The organism is Pseudaestuariivita sp. (assembly GCF_052825805.1).
In genome coordinates this window covers 127,498-152,080 of the sequence record NZ_JBRBVB010000002.1, presented here as the reverse complement: position 1 = coordinate 152,080, position 24,583 = coordinate 127,498, and the positions used below count along the sequence as shown (strand labels likewise).

Annotated in this window: 24 protein-coding genes, 1 tRNA gene and 1 pseudogene; 9 read left to right on the top strand and 17 right to left on the bottom strand. The window is 64.8% G+C overall.

From position 1 onward, the window contains the following. Positions 1–4: 4 nt before the first annotated feature. The 4 genes from ACU0B3_RS01820 to purC form a co-directional block, all read right to left on the bottom strand. Positions 5–1,768, bottom strand: coding sequence for a sensor histidine kinase (locus ACU0B3_RS01820; RefSeq protein ID WP_446259097.1), 1,764 nt, complete (start codon positions 1,766–1,768; stop codon positions 5–7). 65 nt (positions 1,769–1,833) lie between these two features. Beyond that, positions 1,834–2,502 (bottom strand): phosphoribosylformylglycinamidine synthase subunit PurQ, encoded by a 669-nt coding sequence (gene purQ, locus ACU0B3_RS01815; RefSeq protein WP_446259096.1) that lies wholly within the window; start codon positions 2,500–2,502, stop codon positions 1,834–1,836. Beyond that, entirely contained in the window at positions 2,499–2,741 is a 243-nt protein-coding gene (purS, locus tag ACU0B3_RS01810) for a phosphoribosylformylglycinamidine synthase subunit PurS (RefSeq protein ID WP_446259095.1), read from the bottom strand. The genes purQ and purS overlap by 4 nt, the downstream gene beginning before the upstream one ends. An 85-nt stretch (positions 2,742–2,826) precedes the next feature. After that, the gene (gene purC, locus ACU0B3_RS01805; RefSeq protein ID WP_446259566.1) at positions 2,827–3,588 is read right to left on the bottom strand and encodes a phosphoribosylaminoimidazolesuccinocarboxamide synthase; all 762 of its coding nucleotides are present in this window, start codon (positions 3,586–3,588) and stop codon (positions 2,827–2,829) included. Positions 3,589–3,745: 157 nt separating this feature from the next. Between purC and ACU0B3_RS01800 the strand changes: the two genes are divergently transcribed. Next, the gene (locus ACU0B3_RS01800; protein WP_446259094.1) at positions 3,746–4,057 is read left to right on the top strand and encodes a DUF1476 domain-containing protein; all 312 of its coding nucleotides are present in this window, start codon (positions 3,746–3,748) and stop codon (positions 4,055–4,057) included. A 155-nt stretch (positions 4,058–4,212) separates the two neighbouring features. After that, positions 4,213–5,226, top strand: a complete 1,014-nt coding sequence (gene bmt / locus ACU0B3_RS01795) for a betaine--homocysteine S-methyltransferase (RefSeq protein WP_446259093.1) — start codon at positions 4,213–4,215, stop codon at positions 5,224–5,226. Positions 5,227–5,299: 73 nt separating this feature from the next. Here bmt and ACU0B3_RS01790 read toward each other — a convergent pair whose 3' ends face one another. Beyond that, positions 5,300–6,382 carry a PA0069 family radical SAM protein gene (locus ACU0B3_RS01790; protein ID WP_446259092.1) on the bottom strand — a complete coding sequence of 361 codons (1,083 nt, stop codon included), beginning with the start codon at positions 6,380–6,382 and terminating at the stop codon, positions 5,300–5,302. Between the two features lie 190 nt (positions 6,383–6,572). On the opposite strand from ACU0B3_RS01790, the gene ACU0B3_RS01785 reads away from it, so the two are divergent. The 3 genes from ACU0B3_RS01785 to ACU0B3_RS01775 all read left to right on the top strand — a co-directional run bounded on the left by ACU0B3_RS01785 (position 6,573) and on the right by ACU0B3_RS01775 (position 8,765). After that, positions 6,573–7,277, top strand: coding sequence for a corrinoid protein (locus ACU0B3_RS01785; RefSeq protein ID WP_446259091.1), 705 nt, complete (start codon positions 6,573–6,575; stop codon positions 7,275–7,277). A gap of 181 nt (positions 7,278–7,458) precedes the next feature. Next, positions 7,459–8,076, top strand: a complete 618-nt coding sequence (locus ACU0B3_RS01780; protein WP_446259090.1) for a hypothetical protein — start codon at positions 7,459–7,461, stop codon at positions 8,074–8,076. Between the two features lie 56 nt (positions 8,077–8,132). Further along, complete coding sequence (locus tag ACU0B3_RS01775; protein WP_446259089.1) at positions 8,133–8,765, top strand: DUF1638 domain-containing protein; 633 nt, start codon at positions 8,133–8,135, stop codon at positions 8,763–8,765. Positions 8,766–8,799: 34 nt separating this feature from the next. On the opposite strand, the gene ACU0B3_RS01770 is transcribed toward ACU0B3_RS01775, so the two are convergent. Then, positions 8,800–9,201 carry a SufE family protein gene (locus ACU0B3_RS01770; protein WP_446259088.1) on the bottom strand — a complete coding sequence of 134 codons (402 nt, stop codon included), beginning with the start codon at positions 9,199–9,201 and terminating at the stop codon, positions 8,800–8,802. A 129-nt stretch (positions 9,202–9,330) separates the two neighbouring features. Here ACU0B3_RS01770 and ACU0B3_RS01765 point away from each other — a divergent pair, with 129 nt between their 5' ends. After that, the gene (locus ACU0B3_RS01765; RefSeq protein ID WP_446259087.1) at positions 9,331–9,843 is read left to right on the top strand and encodes a hypothetical protein; all 513 of its coding nucleotides are present in this window, start codon (positions 9,331–9,333) and stop codon (positions 9,841–9,843) included. A gap of 159 nt (positions 9,844–10,002) precedes the next feature. Here the strand turns inward: ACU0B3_RS01765 and rnd are convergent, their stop codons facing one another. From rnd to purM, 3 genes are all read right to left on the bottom strand, one after another. Then, positions 10,003–11,160: a ribonuclease D gene (gene rnd / locus ACU0B3_RS01760; RefSeq protein ID WP_446259086.1), complete on the bottom strand. Its 1,158-nt coding sequence runs from the start codon at positions 11,158–11,160 to the stop codon at positions 10,003–10,005. 152 nt (positions 11,161–11,312) lie between these two features. Beyond that, positions 11,313–11,903 carry a phosphoribosylglycinamide formyltransferase gene (gene purN, locus ACU0B3_RS01755; RefSeq protein ID WP_446259085.1) on the bottom strand — a complete coding sequence of 197 codons (591 nt, stop codon included), beginning with the start codon at positions 11,901–11,903 and terminating at the stop codon, positions 11,313–11,315. Continuing rightward, positions 11,900–12,946 (bottom strand): phosphoribosylformylglycinamidine cyclo-ligase, encoded by a 1,047-nt coding sequence (gene purM / locus ACU0B3_RS01750; RefSeq protein WP_446259084.1) that lies wholly within the window; start codon positions 12,944–12,946, stop codon positions 11,900–11,902. The genes purN and purM overlap by 4 nt, the downstream gene beginning before the upstream one ends. A gap of 113 nt (positions 12,947–13,059) precedes the next feature. Here purM and ACU0B3_RS01745 point away from each other — a divergent pair. Next, positions 13,060–13,136 (top strand) — tRNA-Ile (locus ACU0B3_RS01745). 139 nt (positions 13,137–13,275) lie between these two features. Here ACU0B3_RS01745 and ACU0B3_RS01740 read toward each other — a convergent pair. From ACU0B3_RS01740 to ACU0B3_RS01710, 7 genes are all read right to left on the bottom strand, one after another. Continuing rightward, complete coding sequence (locus ACU0B3_RS01740) at positions 13,276–14,670, bottom strand: FGGY-family carbohydrate kinase (protein ID WP_446259565.1); 1,395 nt, start codon at positions 14,668–14,670, stop codon at positions 13,276–13,278. After that, positions 14,667–14,981, bottom strand: coding sequence for an L-rhamnose mutarotase (rhaM, locus tag ACU0B3_RS01735; protein WP_446259083.1), 315 nt, complete (start codon positions 14,979–14,981; stop codon positions 14,667–14,669). Before rhaM ends, ACU0B3_RS01740 begins: the two co-directional genes overlap by 4 nt. Continuing rightward, positions 14,981–15,961 (bottom strand): ABC transporter permease, encoded by a 981-nt coding sequence (locus tag ACU0B3_RS01730; protein ID WP_446259082.1) that lies wholly within the window; start codon positions 15,959–15,961, stop codon positions 14,981–14,983. Before ACU0B3_RS01730 ends, rhaM begins: the two co-directional genes overlap by 1 nt. After that, the gene (locus ACU0B3_RS01725) at positions 15,958–16,938 is read right to left on the bottom strand and encodes an ABC transporter permease (protein ID WP_446259081.1); all 981 of its coding nucleotides are present in this window, start codon (positions 16,936–16,938) and stop codon (positions 15,958–15,960) included. Before ACU0B3_RS01725 ends, ACU0B3_RS01730 begins: the two co-directional genes overlap by 4 nt. Then, positions 16,935–18,458, bottom strand: a complete 1,524-nt coding sequence (locus tag ACU0B3_RS01720; protein WP_446259080.1) for a sugar ABC transporter ATP-binding protein — start codon at positions 18,456–18,458, stop codon at positions 16,935–16,937. The genes ACU0B3_RS01725 and ACU0B3_RS01720 overlap by 4 nt, the downstream gene beginning before the upstream one ends. Before the next feature lie 70 nt (positions 18,459–18,528). Further along, on the bottom strand, positions 18,529–19,521 hold the full coding sequence (gene rhaS, locus ACU0B3_RS01715; protein ID WP_446259079.1) for a rhamnose ABC transporter substrate-binding protein: 993 nt from the start codon (positions 19,519–19,521) through the stop codon (positions 18,529–18,531). A 40-nt stretch (positions 19,522–19,561) separates the two neighbouring features. Continuing rightward, a complete protein-coding gene (locus ACU0B3_RS01710) occupies positions 19,562–20,368 on the bottom strand; it encodes a DeoR/GlpR family DNA-binding transcription regulator (RefSeq protein ID WP_446259078.1) in 807 nt (268 codons plus the stop codon). A gap of 183 nt (positions 20,369–20,551) precedes the next feature. Here ACU0B3_RS01710 and ACU0B3_RS01705 point away from each other — a divergent pair, with 183 nt between their 5' ends. Continuing rightward, complete coding sequence (locus ACU0B3_RS01705; RefSeq protein WP_446259077.1) at positions 20,552–22,654, top strand: bifunctional rhamnulose-1-phosphate aldolase/short-chain dehydrogenase; 2,103 nt, start codon at positions 20,552–20,554, stop codon at positions 22,652–22,654. 9 nt (positions 22,655–22,663) lie between these two features. Then, positions 22,664–23,899 (top strand): L-rhamnose isomerase, encoded by a 1,236-nt coding sequence (locus tag ACU0B3_RS01700; protein WP_446259076.1) that lies wholly within the window; start codon positions 22,664–22,666, stop codon positions 23,897–23,899. Positions 23,900–24,153: 254 nt separating this feature from the next. Here the strand turns inward: ACU0B3_RS01700 and ACU0B3_RS01695 are convergent. Then, positions 24,154–24,483, bottom strand: a pseudogene (locus ACU0B3_RS01695) (LysR substrate-binding domain-containing protein); the annotation flags it as partial. Positions 24,484–24,583: the final 100 nt, after the last annotated feature.

The window sequence follows — 24,583 nt, the reverse complement described above, 5'->3', positions numbered from 1 at the left end:
CTGGTTACTCGGCAGCTTCGATGCTGTCCTCAGGCAAGATAGGCAGCTGCATCTCGAATACAGCCCCCCCGCCCTCGGCATTGCGCGCAATCAACCGCCCGCCGTGGTCGTTCACAATCCCGGACGAGATGGCAAGCCCCAGCCCGACCCCGTCGCCGGGACGCTTGGTGGTGTAGAACGGCTCGAAGAGCGCATCGAGATCGTCGATCCCGCCGCCGTTGTCGCGCACCGTCAGCGTCGCGGTCTCACCGGCCGCCAGGATCAGCTCGACCTGCGGGTCGTCCGAAAGTTTCGTCGCGTCGAGCGCATTGCGCAAAAGGTTGATCATCACCTGCTCGATCCGCACTCGGTCGCCCAGCACCCAGACCTCGTCCGAGGGCAGGATCCGCGTGATCCGCGCCTTGCGCGATTTCAGCTGCGGCTCCATCATCGTGAGCGCCGAGGCCAGTGCATCGCCCATGTTTACAGGGGCCAGCGCATCCGCCCCCTTGCGCGCGTAGGACTTGAGCTGGCGGGTGATCGCGCCCATCCGCTCGATCAGATCGTCGATCCGGTGAAAGGCGCTCAGCGCCTCGTCGGGGCGATTGCGCCCCACCAAAAGGCGCGCGCCCGCAAGGTAGGTCTTCATCGCCGCCAGAGGCTGGTTCAGCTCGTGACTGACCGCCGCCGACATCTCGCCCAAAGCGGCCAGCTTGGACGATTGCGCCAGCGACTGCTCGGCCACTGCAAGGGTTTCCTGCACCCGCTCGCGCTCGGCGATTTCCCGCTGCAATCGCGCGTTCAATGCGCGGAGCTCTGCCGATTCCCGTTGAAAGAGCGCGACCCTGACCGCCGACTTGCGGCTCAGGAAATAGAAAGCGAGCGCCAGGAGGATCGCGAATCCCATGATCTCGAGCGCCAGAACGCCATTCACCCGCTCGCGCACGCTGGCGTAGTTGGTAAACGAGGCAATGCGCCAGCCGCGGAACGCCACACGCGCCTCGGACCGCATCATCGCCTCCCCGGCGAGGTAAGCGTCGACCGGCAGCGCCGTCCAGTCCGCAGTCGCCTTGATCGCCCGCTCGATCGCGCCTTCGGGGTCCTGGCGGCGCAGCGCCTCCTCCTCGGTCAACCCGCGCCAGCGCGGCTCGGTCGCCAGGATGATCGTGCCCTCGCTGTCGGTGACCAGAACCGCCGCGGTGATCCCCGCCCAGGCGCGCTCGAACTTCGCCAGATCCACTTCGACGGCAATCACGCCCAGCGTCTCCCCGTCGAACTGCACGCGCCGCGAATAGGTGAACTGGTATCCGCTCGCCTCGCGCGGCGTCTGCGAAAACACCGTCGCGCTCGACCGCAGCGCATCGAGGAACTGCGGCTGGTCGCGCAGGCTCGCCCCGATCCGCCGCCGCTCGGTCGCCGCCACCACGCGCCCGTCCTTGTCCATCAGAAAGAGCGAGGCCGCCCCGATCTCCTCGACGAACGAGATCAGACGCTGGGTCGAGCGCGAATAATCCCCGTCCGTCAGCGCCCCGATCAACTCGCGGTCCCGCGCCAGCAGCTGCGGCACGATTGCGTTCGAACGCAGCTCCGAAAGGAGGTTCCCCGAATGCAGCGCCAGCCGCAGGTCCGCCCGGATCCGCGTGCTCTCGGTAAACCGCTGGGTGAGGTAAGCATTGGTCTGCCAGATCGTGAGCCCGGCAATCGCCAGCAAAGCAACCAGCGCGAAACGCGCGCGCCACGGCACAGCCGTCACGCGGTCGCGGATCGTGGTGGGGGCGCTGGCAGACATGGTGTGATCCTAAGTCCAGAACGCACGCCGCTCAAGCGCCCTGCGCCCAGGCGGGTACAGAGCGCTCAGGCGGCCACCAGCCCGCGCGCAATCCCCTCGAAAAGCGCGCGCCCGCCGGTGCCGCCATGGCCCGCGTCGATGGCCCGCTCGGGATGCGGCATCATGCCCAGCACCCGGCCGTTCTCGGACAGGATGCCGGCAATGTCGCGGTCCGCGCCATTGGGATTGTCGAGGTAACGGAACGCCACGCGCCCCTCCCCTTCGAGCCGGTCCAGCGTCGCCTCATCCGCGCGGTAATTGCCCTCGTGATGCGCAATCGGCACCGCGATCTCCGCGCCCGTGGCGTACCCTTCGGTAAAGACCGACGCCGTCGTCTCGACCCGAAGCCCCACCGTCCGGCAAATATACGCCAGTCCCGCGTTCTGCATCAGCACACCGGGCAAAAGCCCCGCCTCGGTCAGAACCTGAAACCCGTTGCAGACCCCCAGCACGTACCCGCCCCGCGCGGCATGCGCGGCCACCGCGCCGCAGATCGGCGAACGTGCCGCAATCGCCCCGCAGCGCAAATAATCACCAAAGGAAAACCCGCCAGGAAGACCGACGACATCAACCCCGGCAGGCAAGGCCGTGTCCTTGTGCCAGACCATCTCGACCTCGGCCCCAGCCTCCCGAAAGCCGACCGCCAGATCGCGATCACAGTTCGAGCCGGGAAAGACGACAACCGCCACCTTCACGCCAGAACCTCGATCTCGTAGTGCTCGATCACGGTGTTGGCGAGCAGCGCCTCGCACATCTTCTCGACCTCGGCCCGCGCCGCACCGGGATCGCCCGCGGCCAGATCGAGCTCGATCACCTTGCCCTGCCGCACGCCGCCAACGCCCGCGAACCCGAGCGCCCCCAGCGCATGGCGCACCGCCTCGCCCTGCGGGTCCAGAACCCCGTCCTTGAGCATCACATGCACCCGTGCCTTCATCGCGCCGCTCCCAGCTTCATCTTCCCAAGTAAACTCCCCCCGGAGGGCCGATCCGCCACCCTCGCCTTACGCGGGCCCATTCTGCCTAGTTGATCAAAGTCGGCTTGGTGATCGGCATCGCGCCCTTGGGGATCACACCCAGCCGCGTCGCAACCTCGGTATAGGCGTCCGTCAGATTGCCCAGATCGCGGCGGAACACGTCCTTGTCGAGCTTTTGCCCCGTCTCAATGTCCCAAAGCCGGCAGCTATCCGGGCTGATCTCGTCGGCCACCACGAGACGCTGAAAGTCGCCCTCGTAGACCCGGCCAATCTCGATCTTGAAATCCACCAGCCGGATGCCGACCCCATACATCAGCCCGCTGAGGTAATCGTTCACGCGCAAGGCAAGGCTCAGGATGTCGTCCATGTCCTGCTGGCTGGCCCAGCCAAAGGCCGCGATATGCTCCTCGGTGACCAGCGGATCGCTCAGCTTGTCGTCCTTGTAGCAATACTCGACGATCGGGCGCGGCAGCGGCGTGCCCTCCTCGATCCCGAGGCGTTCGGCCATGGTCCCGGCGGCAAAGTTGCGCACGATGATCTCGAGCGGCACGATCTCGCAGGACCGCACCAACTGCTCGCGCATGTTGAGCCGCTTGAGGAAATGCGTCGGCACGCCAATCGCGTTGAGCCCGGTCATGAAAAACTCGCTCAGCCGGTTATTCAGCACGCCCTTGCCGTCGATCACGTCCTTTTTCTGCGCGTTAAAGGCCGTGGCGTCATCCTTGAAATACTGCACCAACGTGCCGGGCTCGGGCCCTTCGTACAGGATCTTGGCCTTGCCTTCGTAGATCTTCTTGCGCCGTGCCATGTGTGTGAGGTCTCTCATGCTCGCCCGGCCAAAAGAGCCGCCGCGTTGCCCGTCTCCTATCCCAAGGCCCCCTCCGCCGCAAGCCGCGCGCCCCTTGAACCCGGCCCGGGCGGAGCGCATATTTTGAGCATCCACGTCCATGCCAGAGGAGGCCTTGATGTCCAGCTTTGACGACCGCGCCGACGCGTTCGAGAACAAATACGCCCACGACGCCGAGATGCAGTTCAAGGCCGAAGCCCGCCGCAACAAGCTGCTCGGCCTCTGGGCGGCTGGCGTGCTGGGCAAATCGGGCGCCGATGCCGATGCCTACGCCACCGAGGTCGTCAAGTCCGACTTCCAGGAGGCCGGCGACGAGGACGTCTTCCGCAAAGTGTCCGGCGATCTCGGCGACAAAGCCTCCGAGGCCGACATCCGCGCACAGATGCAGACGTTGCTGATCGAGGCCAAAGCGCAGATCATGGACACCTGACCCCGTCAGTCACTGCATTCAGCTGTGACCCATCACGTGAGCCGCCGCCGGCACCGGGCGCGCGGCTCATGTTCTTTATGAACAGGATGAATTTGCGTCATATTGGCGCCCCATGCCACATGAGCCGATTGCGCCCGATTGCACATGAGGCTCCCATGACCGACCTGCTCTCCACCCTTCTGGCCGACCGCGACTGGCTTCTGGCCGATGGCGCGACCGGCACGAACCTCTTTGACATGGGGCTGATGTCCGGCGACGCGCCGGAAATCTGGAACGAGACCGAGCAGGACAAGATCCGCGCCCTCTACAAAGGTGCCGTGGACGCAGGCTCGGACATCTTCCTGACCAACTCCTTCGGCGCCAACGCGTCCCGGCTCAAGCTGCACGGCGCCGAGGGGCGCGTCTACGAGCTGAACAAGATCGCCGCCGAGCTCGGCCGCGAGGTCGCGGACGCTGCGGGCCGTCCCATCGTCGTCGCGGGCTCCGTAGGCCCGACCGGCGAAATCCTGCAGCCCGTCGGCAGCCTCAGCCACGAAGACGCTGTGGAGATGTTCTACGAGCAGGCCATCGGCCTGCGCGACGGCGGGGCTGACGTGCTCTGGCTCGAGACAATTTCTGCCGAAGAAGAGTTCCGCGCCGCCGCCGAAGCCTTCGCTCGCGCCGGCATGCCCTGGTGCGCGACCATGAGCTTTGACACCGCTGGGCGCACGATGATGGGCGTGACCTCGACGGCCTACGTGCAGATGGTGGACGGCCTCGCGCACCCACCGATCGCCTTTGGCGCCAATTGCGGCACCGGCGCGTCGGACCTTTTGCGCACCGTGCTCGGCTTTTCGGCCACCGGCACGACCCGCCCGATCATCGCCAAGGGCAACGCGGGCATTCCCAAGTACCACGACGGCCACATCCACTATGACGGCACGCCCGAGCTGATGGGTGACTACGCCGCCCTCGCCCGCGCCTGCGGCGCGACAGTCATCGGCGGCTGCTGCGGCACCAAACCCGAACACCTCGAAAAGATGCACGCCGCGCTCAGCACCCGCGAGGTTGGCCCCCGCCCCTCGCTCGAGGACATCGTCGCCGCCCTCGGCGCCTTTTCCTCGGACAGCGATGGCACCGGCGAGGACGCAGCCCCCGAGCGCCGCACCCGCCGCCGCCGCCGCGCATAAGGATGGGTGACACCACCCATCCTACGTTTACGCGCTCCACCCCGTAGGATGGGTGCTCGCACCCATTACTCTCTCAGAAAAGCGCCAGCTGATCCCCGGCCCGCTCGGGCGGCCTGAACAGGTCCGTGCGCAGCGCCGGCAACCGCGTGTCCAGCCCATGCGCCCGTGCCGCACGCTTCCAGCGCGCCGCGATCATCTCGGCATAGACCCCCTCGCCCCGCATCCGGTGTCCCCAGCGCGCGTCGTAATCCTTGTGCCCGTGCATCTCCCGCACGCGCGCCATGACCCGCGCCGCCCGGTCCGGCAGATGCGTCTCGAGCCATTCGCGAAAGAGCGGCGCCACCTCCCGCGGCAGCCGCAGCATCACCCAGGTCGCCCCCTTCGCGCCCGCCTCGGCGGCGGCCCCGAGCAGCGCCTCGATCTCGTGATCCGTCAGCCCCGGCACGATGGGCGAGGTCATCACCCGCACCGGAATGCCCGCCTCGCTCAGCTTGCGCACCGCCGCCAGCCGCCGCTGCGGCGACGGGCAGCGCGGCTCCATCAGCCTCGCCAGCCCCGCATCCAGCGTCGTGATCGACAGCCCCACGCGCACCAGGCCCTTGGCTGCCATCGGCGCCAGAACGTCGATGTCCCGCTCGATCAGCGTGCCCTTTGTCACGATCGCGACCGGATGCCGCGCCCGCGCCAGGACCTCGAGGATCGCGCGCGTGTCCCCCCGGTCCCGCTCGATCGGTTGGTAGGGATCCGTCGCCGCCCCCAGCGCGATCACAGCCGGGCGATAGGACGGCCTGCGCAGCTCATCTTCGAGCACCCGCGCCGCTCCGGGGCGCGCCACCAGCTGCGTCTCGAAATCAAGCCCCGGCGACAGTCCCAGATAGGCATGCGTCGGACGCGCGAAGCAATAGATGCAGCCATGCTCGCACCCCCTGTAGGGATTGATGGTCCGGTCAAAGCTCAGATCGGGCGAGGTGTTGCGCGTGATGACCGACCGCGGCCGCTCCTCGGTCACCTCGGTCCGCCAGGGCGGCAGCGCGTCGTCATCGCTCTGACCACCCGGCCAGCCGTCGGACACCGCCTCGCGCGCAGGCTCGAACCGGCTCGCCGCATTGCTCCCCGCCCCGCGCGCAATGGCGCGCTTACGCTCAACATGCTCCATACCGCCACGCTAGAACAAAGGCAGAACATGCGCAATAACCCGATAATCTTCTTGAACTAATGTCATTAGGCAAACCGCGCTCGGCCGCATACAAGGTCGGGGATAGCCCTGCTCGTGTCGGTTTTTTGTCAGCCGCCGGGCGGCAAACAGGTCAAGCCTGCACCAAGACCAAACCCAGGGAGACACGCCCATGTCGGATGAAGAAGACGACATCATCCTCAGCGAACTCGACGACGACGAGCTGGTCCAGCAGATGTTCGACGACCTCTACGACGGTCTCAAGGAAGAGATCGAGGAAGGGGTCAACATCCTTCTCGAGCGCGGCTGGGCGCCCTACGACATCCTGACCAAGGCACTCGTGGGCGGCATGACCATCGTCGGAAACGACTTCCGCGACGGCATCCTCTTTGTCCCCGAAGTGCTGCTGGCCGCCAACGCCATGAAAGGCGGCATGGCCATCCTCAAGCCCCTGCTGGCCGAGACCGGCGCACCGCGCGTGGGCAAGATGGTCATCGGCACGGTCAAGGGCGACATCCACGACATCGGCAAGAACCTCGTGTCGATGATGATGGAGGGCGCAGGCTTCGAGGTGGTCGACCTCGGCATCAACAACGCCGTCGAGGCGTACATGGAGGCCATCGAGAAGGAAGAGCCCGACATCCTCGGCATGTCCGCGCTCCTGACGACGACCATGCCCTACATGAAGGTCGTGATCGACACGATGGTCGAGCAAGGCATCCGCGACGACTACATCGTGCTTGTCGGCGGAGCGCCCCTCAACGAGGAATTCGGCAAGGCCATCGGCGCCGACGCCTATTGCCGGGACGCCGCCGTTGCGGTGGAGACGGCCAAAGAGTTCGTCGCCCGCAAGCACAACCAGCGTGCCTCCGCTTAGGGCACGAGCGCCCCGGAGCCTCACCGGCCAGCAGAGCTGTTCAGAAACCCGCGCCCACCTGCGCGGGTTTTTGCTTGGCAGACGGGCAGCTTACCTCTGCACCTCGTGAACGGCAGGAACATTGTGCGGCGCCCCGGCGTTGCTGCCACAATCCCTTGTTCCAAATCCGCGGAGGCCCTCCATGGCACAGCGCCTGAACATTCTGAACAAACTGATCTCCCACCTGCGCACCGGCGCCGGCTATTACCGCCGCGCAGCGCGCCAGACCGATTACGAGGACCGCGAAGAGGTCTTCCTCTCCCACGCGCTTGTGCGCGAAACCCACGCCAACACGCTGGCCGCGATCATCGAAGACGTCGGCGGCGAGGTGCAAAGCATCCACCCCGTCGAAAAGGGCTGGGAAGTCATCGGCCGGCTCTGGGCGTGGTCGAGCGAAACCGAAAAGCGGCTCGTCTTCGGGCTCGAAGAGCACGAGGACCGCACGCTGGCCGCCTTCCGCGACGCGATCGCGCACAAGGACACAGACCGCGACACCCACATGCTCGAGCAGATGCTGACCGACTTCGAGGCAACGCATGACCGCATGCGCGCGCTCAAGCACCGCATCCGCAAGAAAAAGCGGGACACCGCGACCCCGGCCGCGGAGCATCAGCCCGACGCCTGGAAGGCCGCGCCCGACAGCGCATCCGATGGCGCAAGCACAGCGCAGCAGCGCGTGGACGGCACCGCCGGCACCAAGGCCAAGCCTGACCCGGCAGCGCCCAAAGCCGCCGAAGAAAGCCCCAAAAAGGCAGCCTGACAGGCTTCGCCCAAACGTCTCTTGACCGCCCCATGGCCCTCGGGCCAACTGGCGGGATGATGGACGATCAAAGCCTCACGACCTCCGGCCTCGCCCCCTCGGGCGCGGGCCGGATTTTGCTTTTAGCCTGCGGCGCGCTTGCGCGGGAAATCCTCGCGCTCAAGGCGCAAAATGGCTGGGACCACATGGATCTGCGCTGCCTTCCCGCAATCCTGCACATCATGCCCGACAAGATCGTTCCGGCCGTCGAGGAGGCCGTCGCCAAACACCGCGCCGACTACGACGACATCTTTGTCGTCTACGCCGATTGCGGCACGGGCGGGCAGCTACAGGCAGCCTGCGACCGCCTCGGCGTCAACATGGTCGCCGGCCCGCATTGCTACAGCTTCTTCGAGGGCAACGACCGCTTTGCCGCGATGGCCGACGACGAAATCACGACGTTCTACCTCACCGACTTCCTCGTCCGCCAGTTCGACGCCTTTGTCTGGAAACCCCTCGGCCTCGACCGCCACCCCGACCTGCGGGACATGTATTTCGGCCACTACACCAAGCTGGTCTACCAGGCACAAACCGATGACCCGGCGCTCGATGCCAAGGCGGCCAACTGCGCCGAAAGACTGGGGCTGGAGTACGAACGCCGCTTCACCGGCTACGGCGATCTCAAGACTGAGTTGGCGGCTCTGACGTAAAGCGAGGCGCGCCAAACGGCGCGACGAGCGGGCGCTACGCTGACACCTCGCGCAGTCGCGCGATCATGGCACGCAGCCCGTTCGAGCGTTGCGCCGACAGGTGATCGTTGAGACCCAGACGCGCGAACTCGGCGCCTGCATCGACCTTTTGAACGTCCGGGAGCGGCACGCCCTCATAGAGCGCTTTGAGCACCGCGATCAGCCCGCGCACGATCATTGCATCGCTGTCGCCGTCGAACTGGAGCGTCCCGCCTGACGTGTCCGGGTGCAGCCACACCTGGCTTGCGCATCCGTCGACCTTGGTGGCCGGCACTTTGAAGGCGTCCTCGAGCGGGTCCATCGCCTGCCCTTTTTCGATGACATAGCGGTAGCGGTCTTCCCAATCCTCGAGGAATTCAAAGTCCGCCACGATGTCTTCAAACGCCGGTTGCGCCATGCCCGAGGTCTCCCGTTTTGCGCGCCTGAGGTAAGCCGATCCGCCCGCCGCGTCCAGTGGGGCGAATGGCTTTTCAACCGCAGGCCAAGCCGCTAGTGTCGCGCCATAAACGAACGAGGCACCCCTCCCATGAAACGGAACATGACGCGGACGGTCACCCTTTTGATCCTGTCGGCCCTGATCCTGACAAGCTGCGGCAGGGTGGCGGAGAGCCGCCTCAACCCGTTCAACTGGTTCGGACGCGGCGAGCCGGTGGAGGTGACCGAGGCGCGCGAGGTCAATCCGCTGATCCCGCAACGCTCGATCTTCGCCGCGCGTGCGCCCGACCGGACCTACACCGGGATCGCTGTGAGCCAGGTCACGGCGCTGCGCGTCGACCGGGTGCCCGGCGGGGCCGTCATCACGGCGACCGGCGTGACGCCTCGGCTTGGCGCGCATGACGTGCGGCTGACGCTCGAAGAGACGACAAACGGCATCCAAGTCTACGCCTTACGGACGCTGCAGGACCCGCGCGATGGCCGCGTCGGCCCGCCTCCGGGCCGGACTGTCACGGCAGGTGTGCGCGTGAGCGATCAGGACCTCGCCGGCATCCGCCGCATCCGCGTCCTCAGCGCCAGCAATGCGCTGGAGTCGCGGCGGTAGGTGGTACCTAGGCTAAATGAAGCGCCATGGCTGTGCGCGCGCCGACCCGAGGGGTGGCGCAATCGCGCCGCCCCAGTTGGGCGGGTCGGCGCGGCTTAACAGTGCCTGTTAAGCTGGGCTTCTAAATTAGGCAGTTCTGGCAGTTGAGAAATTGAGCAGCTAAAGCTCGATCAACTTGATCGTCCGGCCCTTGGCCGTCAGCGCGATCTGGCCCTCGCAAAGGCGCAGGGCGTCGCCGCCAAACGCCTCCTTGCGCCAGCCCCGCAACGCCGCCACGTCGCGGTCGCCCGAGGCGATCGCATCGAGATCCGCAGAAGACGCGATCAGCTTGGCCGCCACGCCGATGTCCTCGGATTTCGCCTTGAGCAGCACCCGCAAGAGGTCCGCCAGCGCCGGGTTGATCTGCTGCTTGTCACGGCTCTTCGGCACACGCGGCAGGTCGGCGTCGGGCGTGTTCAGCCCTTCCTCGATCGCGGCGAGAATGCCGTCGGCGATGGCCCCTTTGCGCGCCTCGCGCAACAGGAGCCGCGAGCGGCCGAGGTCCTGCGCCGAGCGGGGCTTGGTCGAGGCCAGCTCCACCAGCGCGTCGTCCTTGTAGACCCGGTTGCGCGGGATGTTCTGCGCCTGCGCATAGCTCTCGCGAAACGCCGCCAGCGCCCGCACCAGCCCCAAAAAGCGCGGCGTCTGCGTGCGCGTCTTGACGCGCTGCCAGGCAAGCTCGGGCGGGTTCTCGTAGGTCTCGGGATTGGTCAGGATCGCCAGCTCTTCGGCCACCCATTTCTCCCGCCGCGTCTCGCGGATCTTAGCGGCGAGGAACTCGTAGATCACCCGCAGGTGCGTGACATCGCCCAGCGCGTATTTCTGCTGCGCGGCGCTCAGCGGGCGGCGTGACCAATCGGTGAACCGTGAGGATTTGTCGAGCGACTGCTTGGCGATCTTGCGCACCAGCGTCTCGTAGCCGACCTGCTCGCCGAACCCGCAGACCATCGCCGCGATTTGCGTGTCGAAAAGTGGCTCGGGGATGACGCCTGCGTCGACGCAGAAAATCTCGATGTCCTGACGCGCGGCGTGGAACACCTTCACCACCGCCGTGTCTCGGAAGAGGTCATACAGAGGCTCGAGCGACAGCCCCTCGACCAGAGGGTCGACCAGCACCGCGTCGGTCTTGCCATCTCCCGGGTAGGCCAGCTGCACGAGGCACAATTTGGAGTAATACGAGCGCTCGCGCAGGAACTCGGTGTCGACGGTGACGTAGTCGGTGGCCGCGGCGCGCGTGCAGAACTCCTGCAGCGCCTCGGTCGTGGTGATCGTGATCATGGCAGCCTTGGTGTCTTCATGGCCTGTATCTATAGCAGCAGGCCGCGAGCGCAAGTTTGTTGCGCATCCTACTGGATGGTCGGAAAGATTGCTTTGAAGCGGAGGCTGATTTCATTGCAGAAATATCCGGCAGCGCCCCAAGTGTTGCGTCCTCACAGGTCAATCCGACCGGCCTGACCCTCCGCAAACCGGCGCAGCACGGCGGGATAAAGCCGGTGTTCCTGAACCAGAACCTTCGCCGCAAGCGTCTCTGCCGTGTCGCACGGCGCAACTGCCACCCGCGCCTGACCCAGGATCGGACCATCGTCGAGCGCGGGCGTAACCATATGCACGCTGCACCCATGCTCGGCATCCCCGGCATCGAGCGCGCGCTGGTGCGTGTTCAGCCCTTTGTATTTCGGCAGGAGCGACGGGTGGATGTTGAGCATCCGCCCCTCCCACCGCGCGACAAAGCCTTCGGTCAGCACCCGCATGAACCCGGCAAGGCAGAGGATGTCCGGCTGCGCCTTCATCAGCTGCGCGTGCAGTGCCGCCTCAAACGCAGCCCGGTCTCCCGCAAAAGGCGCGTGCGGCACGCAGGCGGTCGGGATACCCAGCGCCTCGGCTTTGGCCAGTCCGCCCGCGCCCTCGACGTTCGAGAGCACGAGGCAGGCGCGCGCGGGGTGGTCACCGGTCATGCTGTCTGCCAGCGCGACCATGTTCGAGCCGCCACCGGAGATCAGGATCGCGACCCGTTTGGTCACAAAAGCGCGCCTCGGTAGGCCACGCCCTCACCTGCCGTCACCTCACCAAGGCGGATCACCGTCTCGCCCGCGGCCTCTAGCGCCGCCGTGACCTCCGCCACGCCCTCCGGCGCAACGACCAGCGTCATGCCAATCCCGGCGTTGAACGTCTTGAGCAGCTCGCCTTCGGCCACGCCCCCAACCTCCGCCAGCCAGGCAAAGACCGCCGGCAGCGTCCAGGCACCCAAATCGATCCGCGCGCCCAGCCACTCGGGCAGCACCCGCGGCAGATTTTCCGTCAAGCCGCCGCCAGTGATATGCGCCAGCCCGCGCACATGGCCCGTGCGCACCGCCGCCAGAGCCGGCTGCACATAAAGCCGCGTCGGCGCGAGCAGCGCCTCGGCGAGTGTGCCCTCCCCGAACGGAGACGGCGCGTCCCAGCCAAGGCCCGCGTGCTCCACGATGCGGCGCACCAGCGAGTAGCCGTTGGAATGCACACCCGACGACGTGAGCCCCAGCACCACGTCGCCTTCGGACACGCCCGCAGGCAAGGCCGCGCCCCGCTCCATCGCGCCCACGGCAAAGCCGGCCAGGTCGAAATCCGCGCCCTCGTACATGCCCGGCATCTCGGCGGTCTCGCCCCCGATCAGCGCGCAGCCCGTCGCCTTGCACGCGTCCGCGATCCCCTCGACCACTGCCGAGGCGACGTCGAGGTCGAGCTTGCCCGTCGCAAAGTAGTCGAGAAAGAAGAGCGGTTCCGCCCCCTGGCACACCAGATCGTTCACGCACATCGCCACGAGGTCGACGCCCACGCCCGCATAAGTGCCAGTGTCGATGGCGATCCGCAGCTTGGTGCCGACACCGTCGGTGGCCGCCACCAGGATCGGATCGTCGTAGCCCGCCGCCTTGAGATCGAAGAGTCCGCCGAAGCCGCCGAGGCCCGCCATCACACCCGGGCGCTTCGTCCGCGCAGCCGCCGGCTTGATCCGGTCGACGAGCGCGTTGCCCGCGTCGATGTCGACCCCCGCCGCCGCATAGGTCAGCCCGTTCTTGCCGTCGCTCATGTCATGCCCCCGCGCGATCCCTGCCTACCCCGGCGGATACGGCAGGCGGACGGCCCTGTCCACGCCGAAAGGCTTGACCCGCCCGCCCCGGCAGGCCAAACCGGCGCCATGGCGGGCCTGTAGCTCAATTGGTTAGAGCAGAGCGCTCATAACGCTTTGGTTGCGGGTTCAAGTCCTGCCGGGCCTACCATACGCAGCGCCGCACCGTGAGGAGGCGCACCGCAAGGGGCGATGGCTGGCCCTCAGATGAGGTTCGGGCTGCAGTCCAGCGCCGTAATCCAGCAACGCCTGCCACCAACTTCGAGCCGGCGCAATGCGCCAAAACACGGCTACCCCGAGCCGCCACCCGTGCCATCGGCACTGACCTTTGACCTCCACGACGCGGCGTATCTCAAGAGCGCGTCGCTGCCGGGGTGATAGGTCCGTCGCCGTTCGGCCGCCGGGGGCTGCGATCCTGCGGGCAAAGCAAGAAGCGCAGCGCCCTCGCTGGTCCCCGTGGTGCCGCCCGACGCCTCGACCATAGAGCCGGACGCGGCGGCAAGCATGGCGCAAAAACTTGCGTTCCAGGCAAACGGGCCTTCAATGATCACGGTGCCTTTGTGCCCGATCAGCGTCAGGCACTCGGCTGCCATCAGGGCCAGATAAAAGCCGGTTGCGACGGTGCGTTCGATGCTGCCATGGGCCGGCTCGGAGCCGATCCAACGCGCACGGCGGTTTTGAAACGGACCGCATTCGGGAATGATCGCGGGCATGAGCATCGGGCCTTCTTGCGCCACAGCCAAGATGTTATCTTGGGTGTAGTCAGCCGCATCGCCCTTGAGGATTGTGTCATATTCCCGTCCGCCCATAAAACGCGCGGATGGCACCGGATTACCCAGGGCATTGACGTTGATCAGAGTATCCCGCGCCGGATCAAGCAGCTTCTGTGCGCCTCCGACGCTCATGGCAATGACCCAGGTGCCCGTCGAGACCACCGAGAACGGCGCGGTTTGCCGCAAGATATGCGGCAGAAGCGACGCGTTGGAATCGTGAACGCCGCAATAAACAGGCGTCGCGGGACTGAGGCCGGTTTGATCGACGATAGCAGGACGAAGTTGCCCGAGGATGTCCGAGCCTTTGCGCGGCGCACCGATCAGATCGGCAATCCCCAGGCTTTCGACCAGTGTCGAGAAAGTGCCGCTGCCCGGGCTCCAGAGGTCGGTGTGACAGCCGAGCGAGCTGACGTCGCAGGCGAAAGCCCCCGTCAGCCGGTAGCCCCAGTATTGCGGGTATGTGACCACGGCCATGGTGCGGTCGCGCAACCCTGGGTCTTCGGCGAATTGCCAATGAAGTTGCGCCCCGAGGTTGAGACCCTTGGGCAATCGTGCCGCACCCGTTTCTGCGAAGGGCGGCCGCAGGGCGTCATACGCGGCAGCGGTCTCAGCCGGCCCGTCATGTTCGTAGTCAAGGATCGGCGCGGCCAGATCGCCATCGTGACCGATCAAGGCAGCACAAGCCCCGTGGGTCGTGACCGAGATCGCGTCTATGCCGTGGCTCTTTTGAAACCGGGCCATCGCGCCAAGCAGGAAGTCCCAGATGCCCTCCACATCGAAATGCGGCCAGGGCGGTCCGGGCAGGACCCTGTTCGGACGCGTGAGAACCGCGAGCTCCTTGAGCGTCTCCAAATGCACCAACGCAAGCTTGGCGTTGGTCTTGCCGATGTCGATGACGGCGACATGGGTCATGGCATGTGAAAGACGGTCGTCAGGGGTACGACGATTGGCGCGTTGTCTGGATGGGTCTCCATGATGTCGGCCATATGCGCCCACCATCTTTGCATGATCGCATTGGCAGGCAGGCTGTCCATCGCGTGATCGTCGCTGCGCCACAGCACCCCGAACAGGATGTTGGTCTCCTCGTCGAGATGGATGGAGTAATCGGAGATGCCAGCGCCCTTGAGCAGCTCCAGAAGCTCCGGCCAGATCGCATCATGGCGCGCCTCGTAGACATCCCTGCAGCCCGGTTTGAGCTGCATCTTGAAGGCATGCTTCTCCATCACCGCGGTCTCCACATGGACCACAGGCGCGGCAGTGCGATGACACCGATGAGCAGAGCGCCAATGACGATGGACATCACGATGCCCGGCACGTTGAGCAGGCCCAGTCCAAAGGTGACCAGCCCCATGACAAAGGCCGCGATCACGACACCGGGGATCGACCCCGACCCGCCAAGGATGTTGACGCCGCCCAAGACGACCATCGTGACGATCTCCAGTTCCCAGCCCGTGGCAATGGAGGGGCGCGTGGACCCGAGCCGTGACGTCAGGCAGACGGCGGCGATCCCGGACATCAAACCGGTCAGGAGGAACAGGATGAACTTTACCCGGCCCACACGGATGCCGGAAAACAATGCCCCGGTGGGGTTGTTGCCGATCGCATAGATCGCGCGGCCAAAGTTGGTCATGTGCAAGATGACGCCGTAAATGACAGCGATGATCGCAAACAGCACGACTTCAAACGAAATCACCCACCAGACGTACCCCTGTCCGAAAAAGGCGAAATCGGGCGGGTACCCGCGATACGCCTGATCGCCCAGAATGATGAAGCTCATGCCGCGAAAGAGCGACATGGTGCCGATCGTGACGACGATCGACGGCAGGCCGAGGCCGGTGACGAGAATGCCGTTGAACGCGCCGCAAACGAGCCCCGTCGCCAGCCCGATCAGCACCAGGCCCTCGGTGCCGACGCCCACTTGCGCTGCCGCCCCCATCATGGTGGACGCCAGTGCGATGATCGCGGCCACCGACAGGTCGATCTCCCCCGAGATGATCAGCAGCGCCATAGCAAAGGCGATCATCGCCTTTTCGGTGAAATTGAAAGTCGCGTCGCTCAGGTTCCAAGCATTCAAAAAGTAGGGCGATGCAAAGGAATTGGCGACAAAGATACCCACCGCCACCAGAAAAAGAAGGCTCTCCCAGCTTTTCAGCTTGCGCTCCATCGCAGATTGCAGGCGGTCGGGGATGCTGCGCGTGGTCATGTGGCCTGCTCCGCTTTTTTGAGGATGATCCGGCCCTGCGTGCGGTTGGCCTGCGCGTTCAGGATCACGGCGATGATGATCGCCCCGCCCGAGATCGCCATTTGGGAAAACGGAGAGATGTTCACAACCGGCAGGGCGTTGGCGATGATGCCGAGAAAGAGCGCGCCAAGCAGCGCTCCGAACACGGTGCCGATGCCGCCCATGATCGAGACCCCGCCGATCACGCAGGCCGCCACCACGGTCAGTTCGAACCCGCCCGCCACGTCGACATAGGCCACCGCAAACCGCGACACCCAAAGGTAGCCCGTCAGCCCGGCGATCGCGCCGGAAATGGTAAAGGCCCAGAACTGCGTCTTGCCGACATCGATGCCCGCGTAGGTCGCCGCATGCGGGTTGCCGCCCGCGGCATAAAACGCGCGTCCCAGCGATGTGCGGGTCATCACGATGGTGAACACGATCACGACCGCAACCGCGATCCAGCTCAGTATGGGAAGGCCCAGAAAGTCCGTGCGCGGCACGGACTTGAAGCTGTCCGACATCTCGTGGCTGTTCACCCACCTGCCCTCGGTCAACAGAAAGATGATACCGCGGAAGATGGTCATGGTGCCCAACGTGACCACGATGGGCGGGATCGCCAACTTCCAGACCAGCAAGCCGTTGAACATGCCCAGAAGCGTGCCAAGGGTGATGGCGATGAGCACGATGAAGATCACCGGCAGGCCGGGAGCCGCGATGTTGATCAACGACACGACCATTCCGGTCAAGGCCAGGTTGGCCGCGACCGACAGGTCGATGCACTTGGTCAGGATGACGATCATCTGGCCGATGGCCAACAGGATCAGCGGAGACGTGTCGTTAAAGACGTTGAGCAGGTTGGACGGCGCCACGAAAGCGGGAAACCGCCATGCGATCACGCCCAGAAGGACAGCAATCGCGAGCATCAACAAGGCTTCGCGCGAGGCGAGGAGTTTCGTCATGGGTGGGCCTCCGTGATACCCGCGGCGTGGCTGACCAGCACTTCGGGGCTGATGTCCTCGCGGTCGAGCTCGGCGGCGATCCTGCCCTCGCGCATGACGATCACACGGTCCGACATTCCTATGATCTCGGGGATCTCGGAGCTGACCATGATCACAGCCAGACCCTGCGCCGCCAGCTCGGCCATGAATTCGTGCACCGCGGCCTTTGACCCGATGTCGATGCCCTTCGTCGGCTCGTCTAGGATGATCACCTTCGGCTCGGTCGCCAGCCACTTGGCGATCACCACCTTTTGCTGGTTGCCGCCCGACAGGCTGCCCACGTGCGTGTCCAAAGAGGCCGCGCGCAGATCGAGCCGTTTGGTGTAGGTCCGCGCCAGTTTGAACTCTTCGGCCATCTTCAGAAATCCCCTGCGGGAGGTCTGCTTGAGCGACGGCAGGGTCACGTTCTGGAAAATCGGCAGATCGATGATCGCGCCTTGTTTGCCGCGGTCCTCCGGCACGTAGACGATGCCGTGGGATACCGCGTCGGCAGGTGAGCGGATCGTGGCGTCGGCCCCGTCCACACGCACCGATCCTCCGGCAGGTTTCGTGGTGCCAAAGAGCGCCTGCATGAACTCCGAGCGGCCTGCGCCCACAAGCCCATAGAACCCCAGGATTTCGCCCCGTTTCAGCGTAAAGCCGATATCGGCGAATTCCGTCGGGTGGTCGTACCCGGCGACCGTCAGCACCTCGGCGCCCAGGTTGCGGCGGCGTTCGGGGAAGATCTGGCTGACATCGCGGCCGACCATCATCTTGACCAGCTCGGCTTCGGTCACGTCCGCAATGGCGCCGTCGCCGATCAACCGCCCGTCACGGAACACGGTATAATTGTCGGCGATGCGAAAGATCTCGTCGAACTTGTGGCTGATGAACAGGATCGCCTTGCCTTGAGCCTTCAAGCCGCGGACCAGCCCGTACAGCTCCTCGATCTCGGCGTGGCTGAGCGCCGCCGTCGGCTCGTCCATGATCACCACACGCGCATCCACCGAGAGGGCGCGGGCGATTGCAACGAGGTGCTTGTTGGCCGTCCCCAACTCCTTGAGGGTCGCACCCGGATCGATCTTTGCACCGAGCCCCTCCAGTATCTGCTGTGCACGATCGTACATCGCGCGTCTGTCGAGGAGGCCGAACCGTCCCCTCGGCGCGTGACCCAGGAAGATGTTTTCCGCGACGCTGAGTTCGTCAAACAGCACGGTCTCCTGGTGGATTGCCGTGACCCCGGCGGTTTCCGCCGATTGCGGGGTCGGGAAATGGACCGGCACGCCATCGACGCGAATTTCGCCGCCGTCGGGCTGGTAGATCCCGGTGAGAGTCTTGACGACCGTCGACTTGCCCGCGCCGTTTTCTCCGACAAGCGCCGTGACCTTCCCCGCAAAGAGATCAAGCGACACTTCGGACAAGGCGCGCACCCCGGGAAAGCTCTTGGTCACCCTCGCGAGGGACAGAACGGGGGTGCCGGATGGGGACACGCGGGGCCTCATGTGCAAGTCGGATTGGATTTTGGGAAAGCGGTGGGTCTGGCGCGGTATGGCCGCACCAGACCAGGCGACATCAGAAGATGTCTTTGAACTGGTCGATGTTGGAGCCGTCGTAGGTGAACGGATCGGCCATCGCGGCGCTGCCGGTCTCATCGAGCGTGATCGAGCCCATGCGGCCCATCGGGATCTCGCCGCTCGGGTCCGTTCCCGTGGCAAGCGCATGCGCGATCATCGTTGCCGAATACCCCAGGTCGATCGGGTTCCAGATGGCAAAGCTCTCGGTCGCGCCGGATTCGACGCAGCCTGCCATTTCAGACGGAAGACCAAGGCCGGTGACGTTGATCTCTCCGATCTTGCCGGCGTCAGACACGGCCTGACAGGCCGCGAGAATGCCAACGGTGGTCGGCGCGATGATGGCCTTGAGGTCGGGGTGCGTCGCCATCAGGCCCTGCGCTTCGCGGTAGGATTTGTCAGACAGGTCGTCGCCGTAGACCGTCGCGACCAGGTCGATGCCCGGGTAGTTGGGCAGCACCTCTTCTGCGGCCGCGATCCAGGCGTTTTGGTTGGTGGAGGTGGTCGTGGCGGACAGGATCGCCACTTCGCCGCCATCGGGCATGTGATCCGCGGCCAGCTTGATGATCGTGTTGCCGATCAGCGGCGTCGAGGACGGGTTCAGATGCATGGCGCGGCCGTCTTCGGCGACGCCCGAGTCCCAGCTGATCACGGTGATGCCGCGGGCCATCGCGCGCTTGAGTGCCGGGACCACCGCATCGGGGTCGTTGGCCGAGATCGCGATAGCATCCACGCCCTGGGCAATCAGGCTGTTGATCACTTCGATCTGGCCTTCGGCGGTGGTGTCGGTGGGGCCGGTGTAGATGATCTCGACATTGCCGAGCTCGGCTGCGGCCTCTTCGGCGCCTTCTGCGGCAGCCTCGAAGAAACCGATGCCGAGGGCCTTGACCACGAGCGCGATCCGCATGTCATCCTGCGCGATCGCTGTTGTCCCCATCATGCTGGCAGCCATGCTGAGGCCTGCGACAAGTGAGGTGAAAGTACGACGTTCCATCTTTGGTTCCTCCCTGAAAGTACGTCTGGTCTTTGAGCGGTTAAGAGGCCGCCTCTTCCTCGGCCTGTCCGGCACCGCTATCGGCGACGATCAGGGTAATTTCTGCAGCCTCGAGCATGGCGGCCGCCGCGTCAGATATGCCGTCGTCGGTGATGACCGTGCCGATGCGCGACAGGGGGCACAGCACGAGACTGGAGCGCTGTTCGAATTTTGAGCTGTCGACGAGCACCACCAATTCGTCGGCCTGACCGATCAGTTTCTGTTCCGCCTGGATCAGGAGCGGGTCCGCCTCCATCAGCCCCAGCGGCCCGACGCCCTGTGCGCCCATGAACATGCGCCGGGCGTAGAAGTTGCGGGTCACGTCGTTGTCGAAGGGGGACAGGATGATGTTCTGTTCCCTGTAGATCGCGCCCCCCGACAGGATGATCGTGTTCTTGGAATGCTTGAGCAGATGTTCCGCGATGGGAAAGCTGTTGGTGAAGACCTGGCAGCGACGCGACGCAAGGGGATGCACCATCTGAAAGGTCGTGGTGCCGCCATTGATGATGATCGGGTCGCCATCCTCGCACAGATCGACGGCGGCCCGCGCGATCGCGCGCTTCTCGCGGCTGCGCAGTGTCTCGTTGACCGCAAAGGGCCGCCCGGCAAGTCCGACGAACTGCGGCGGGGTGATCGCCTCCGCGCCGCCACGCACCCGGCGCAGCTTCTTTTGCATGTGGAGCGTGGCGATATCACGGCGGATCGTCGCCTCGGACACGCCGGTCAGGCTGCACAGGTCCGCCACCGTCACGACGGGCCTGTCCTGGACTGCGGATAGAATGATCCTGTGGCGTTCCGTCTCGTGCATTTCGGCCTCCCACCGTCAACGTTGTGCAGATTCGGGGAGTCTGTCAATCAGTTTCAATCATTATCAATCATTCTGCGATGCAGCATGATTGATAATGATTGTTTATGATTGACTTTATACCTTTGTGTACGCAGCCTGCCGGCATACGAGCGCGAGCGATGATGCGCCCGCAGGGAGGAAAAGATGTTGAAAACCGCTGAAAAACAGCTGCTTGAAAACCGGTGGTCCGAGACCGACGCAGCCGGCATGAGCGAGTCGGAATTGCTGCTCTACCGCTCCAACATCCTCGGCGCGGACAAGCGGGTGACCAACTACGGCGGCGGAAACACCTCGGCCAAGGTGATCGAAACGGATCCCCTGACGGGAGACGAGGTCGAGGTCCTCTGGGTCAAGGGATCGGGCGGTGACATCGGATCGATCCAGATGGACGGTTTTTCGACCCTCTACATGGACAAGCTGCACGCGCTCAAAGGGCTTTATCGCGGCGTCGACTACGAGGACGAAATGGTGGGTTACCTGCCCCACTGCACGTTCAACCTGAACCCCCGCGCGGCCTCCATCGATACGCCTCTGCACGCCTATGTGCCCCGCACGCATGTGGATCACGTCCACGCCGATGCCATCATCGCCATCGCAGCCTCCAGCGATTCCGAAGCGCTGACGCAACACGTCTTTGGCGACCGGATCGGGTGGCTGCCGTGGAAACGCCCAGGCTACGAGTTGGGGCTTTGGCTTGAGAAGTTCTGTATCGAAAACCCCGACGCCGATGGCGTCGTTCTGGCCAGCCACGGGCTGTTCACCTGGGGTGACACCGCCAAGGACTGCTATGACACGACAATCGACGTGATCAATGTCGCAACGGAGTGGCTGGCACGCGAGACCCGCGGAGCCCCCGCCTTCGGGGGTGCAAAGTACGAGAGCCTCGACCCTGCCGGGCGCCGCACGGTTGCGGCGCGCTTGATGCCCGCGATCCGCGGTTTTGTGAGCGGCAATCAGCACATGGTCGGCCATTTCAACGACAGCGATGCGGTGCTGGAGTTTGTGAACTCTCAGAAACTGGAGCCGCTCGCCGCGCTCGGAACCTCTTGCCCCGACCATTTCCTGCGCACGAAAATCCGCCCACTCGTGGTGGATTTTGACCCGGCGGCCCGCAACATCGACGCGGTGCTCGAAGGATTGCCCCAGCAGATCGCAGAGTACCGTGACGATTACGCAGCCTATTACGAGCGCTGCAAACACGGCGACAGCCCCGCCCTGCGTGACCCGAACGCAGTGGTCTATCTGGTTCCGGGCGTGGGCATGATCACATTTGCCAAGGACAAGGCCACGGCGCGCATCAGCGGCGAGTTCTACGTCAACGCGATCAACGTGATGCGTGGAGCCTCAGCCGTCAGCGAGTATCAGGGGCTGCCCGAGCAAGAAGCGTTCGACATCGAATACTGGCTTCTGGAAGAGGCCAAGCTGCAACGCATGCCCAGGCGAAAGGCGCTTGCCGGCCGTGTCGCGCTGGTCACCGGCGGCGCAGGCGGCATCGGCTCGGCCACCGCCGAACGCTACCTGCGCGAGGGGGCCTGCGTGATGTTGGCCGATATCAACGACGACGCGCTGGTCTCGACGCTGAACAATCTCACGTCGCGATACGGCAGCGACGTGGTCCGGCAGATCAACATGGACGTCACCGACGAGGCCGCCGTGACCTCTGCCTATGCGGAGATCGCGGTTGAATTCGGCGGCGTCGATATCCTGGTCTCCAATGCCGGCATCGCGTCCTCCGCTCCGGTCGAGGAGACCACCCTGGAACTGTGGAACAGAAATATGGACATCCTCAGTACCGGCTATTTCCTGGTCAGTCGCGAGGCGTTCAAGGTCATGCGGGTGCAGGACATGGGCGGCGCGATTGTCTTTGTGGCGTCCAAGAACGGGCTGGCCGCCTCGCCCAACGCCTCTGCCTACTGCACGGCCAAAGCGTCGGAAATTCACCTGGCGCGCTGCCTCGCCCTCGAAGGCGCCGAGGCCGGCATTCGCGTCAACGTCGTGAACCCGGACGCCGTGCTCCGCGGGTCCAAGATCTGGGAAGGCGACTGGCTCGAACAGCGCGCAGGCACCTACGGCACCGACAAAAGCGGGCTTGAGGAGATGTACCGCAAGCGGTCGATGCTCAAACGCTCCGTCCTGCCCGAGGACATCGCGGAGGCGGCCTATTTCCTTGCAGCCGACACGTCGGCCAAATCCACCGGCAACATCATAAATGTCGACGCCGGCAACGTTCAGGCGTTTACGCGCTAGGGGGCCGATATGAGCTATGAAACTGCAAAGGCCCAGTTCGCGGATTGGGGCATCGACACCGAAGCCGCCATCACGCGCCTCACGACCATCCCGATCTCGATGCACTGCTGGCAAGGCGACGATGTCGTGGGGTTCGAACGGAAAACAGGATCGTCCGGCGGCGGCATTCAGGCGACCGGCAACCACCCCGGCCGTGCACGCACCCCGGACGAGCTGCGCGCCGATCTGGAGTTCGCCTATGGCATGATCCCCGGCGCGCACCGCCTGAACTTGCACGCAATGTACCTCGACACCGACGAGACCCCTGACCGCGACGCGATAGACTACAAACACTTCGCCACGTGGGTCGACTGGGCAAAGCATCAGGGGCTTGGCCTCGATTTCAATCCCACGTTCTTTGCCCACGCCAAGGCCGACGACAACCTGACCCTGTCGCATCCTGACAAGGGCATTCGCGACTTCTGGATAGAACATGGGCGGCGGACCCGCGAGATTGCCGCAAGGATCGGGGCGGAGCTGGGGTCCACGTGCGTCAACAACGTCTGGGTGCCCGACGGCTTCAAGGACACGCCTGTCGACCGCATGGCCGCGCGCCGCCGTCTCGAAGCCTCCCTCGACCAGATGATCGCCGCGCCGCAGGACCGCGCGCACATGCGCGACGCTGTCGAAAGCAAGCTCTTTGGCATCGGTGTCGAGGCCTGCACCGTCGGAAGCCACGAATTCTACATGGGTTACGCCATGAAGAACGACACCGTGCTGTGCCTCGACATGGGCCATTTCCATCCCACGGAAAACGTGGCCGACAAGCTGAGCGCGGCGTCACTCTTCGTGGACGACATCCTGTTGCACGTCTCGCGTCCCATGCGGTGGGACAGCGACCATGTGATCCTGCAAAGCGACGATGTCCTGCAGATCGCGCAAGAACTTGTGGCGTCGGACCTCTTGAACCGGACCTACATCGGCCTTGATTTTTTCGATGCCACGATCAGCCGGACGGCGGCGTGGGTGATTGGGACACGCAACATGCAAAAGGCGCTGCTGCGCGCTTTGCTGATGCCGCTCGACCGACTTCGGTCTGCCGAGGACGCCCTGGACTTCACCGCGCGGTTCGCTCTTTCCGAAGAGCTCAAAGACCTCCCGTTTGGCCATGTCTGGGATGAGTTTTGCGCGCGGATGGACTGTCCGTCGGGTCTGCACCTGATCGATCAGCTGGAGCGGTATCAGAGCGCTGTGGCGGACCGCTGAGAGAAGGATCAGATCGGCCGGATGCCGCCTTGGCATGACGATGCACGTTGGCCAGCGCGCGGAGATATGTAGGCGTTCGAGACATCACAGAGGTCACGGATGGCAGGACCCGATCATCCGCACGACCTCCGTGAGCGTGTCGACCGAGGCTCGGGAGACGCGTCTCGTTCCCAGCCTTATCCCGGTTTCCGGCCATAGCATTGCAGGTGACCGCTTCGGCATGCGCGGGACGGTCCGCTGCGCGAAGACTCTGCCTAAGTCAGATGCTGGCGAACCCGGTCGACGAACCACGCGATCACGCCTTCCCCACTGGTGCGTCGGTGCCAGCTGGCTGAAACCGAGAACGGTCGCGGCGCGACCGGCGGATCGGCCACATTTAGCCCGAAGTTGGCCGCTTGGGACATGGCCAGCCTGGCCGGCACGGTTGCAATCAGATCGGTGCGTGAGACCAGCTCCAGCGTCGAGAGGAATCCCGGCGTCGTCACGGCCACCGTCCGCACGCAGCCCTTGTCCCGCAGCGTGGTGTCGACGATGCTGCCCGGCGTGCCGACAACATGTTTCTCTGCGCAAAACGTGTGCATATCGACTGGTCGACCGGACCCGACGCGCTACCACCTTGTTGGTCTCCGTCAACAAACGCTTTCCAAGGTCGCGGGAAGTTGGCGGGGATAGCCAAGCCAGAGG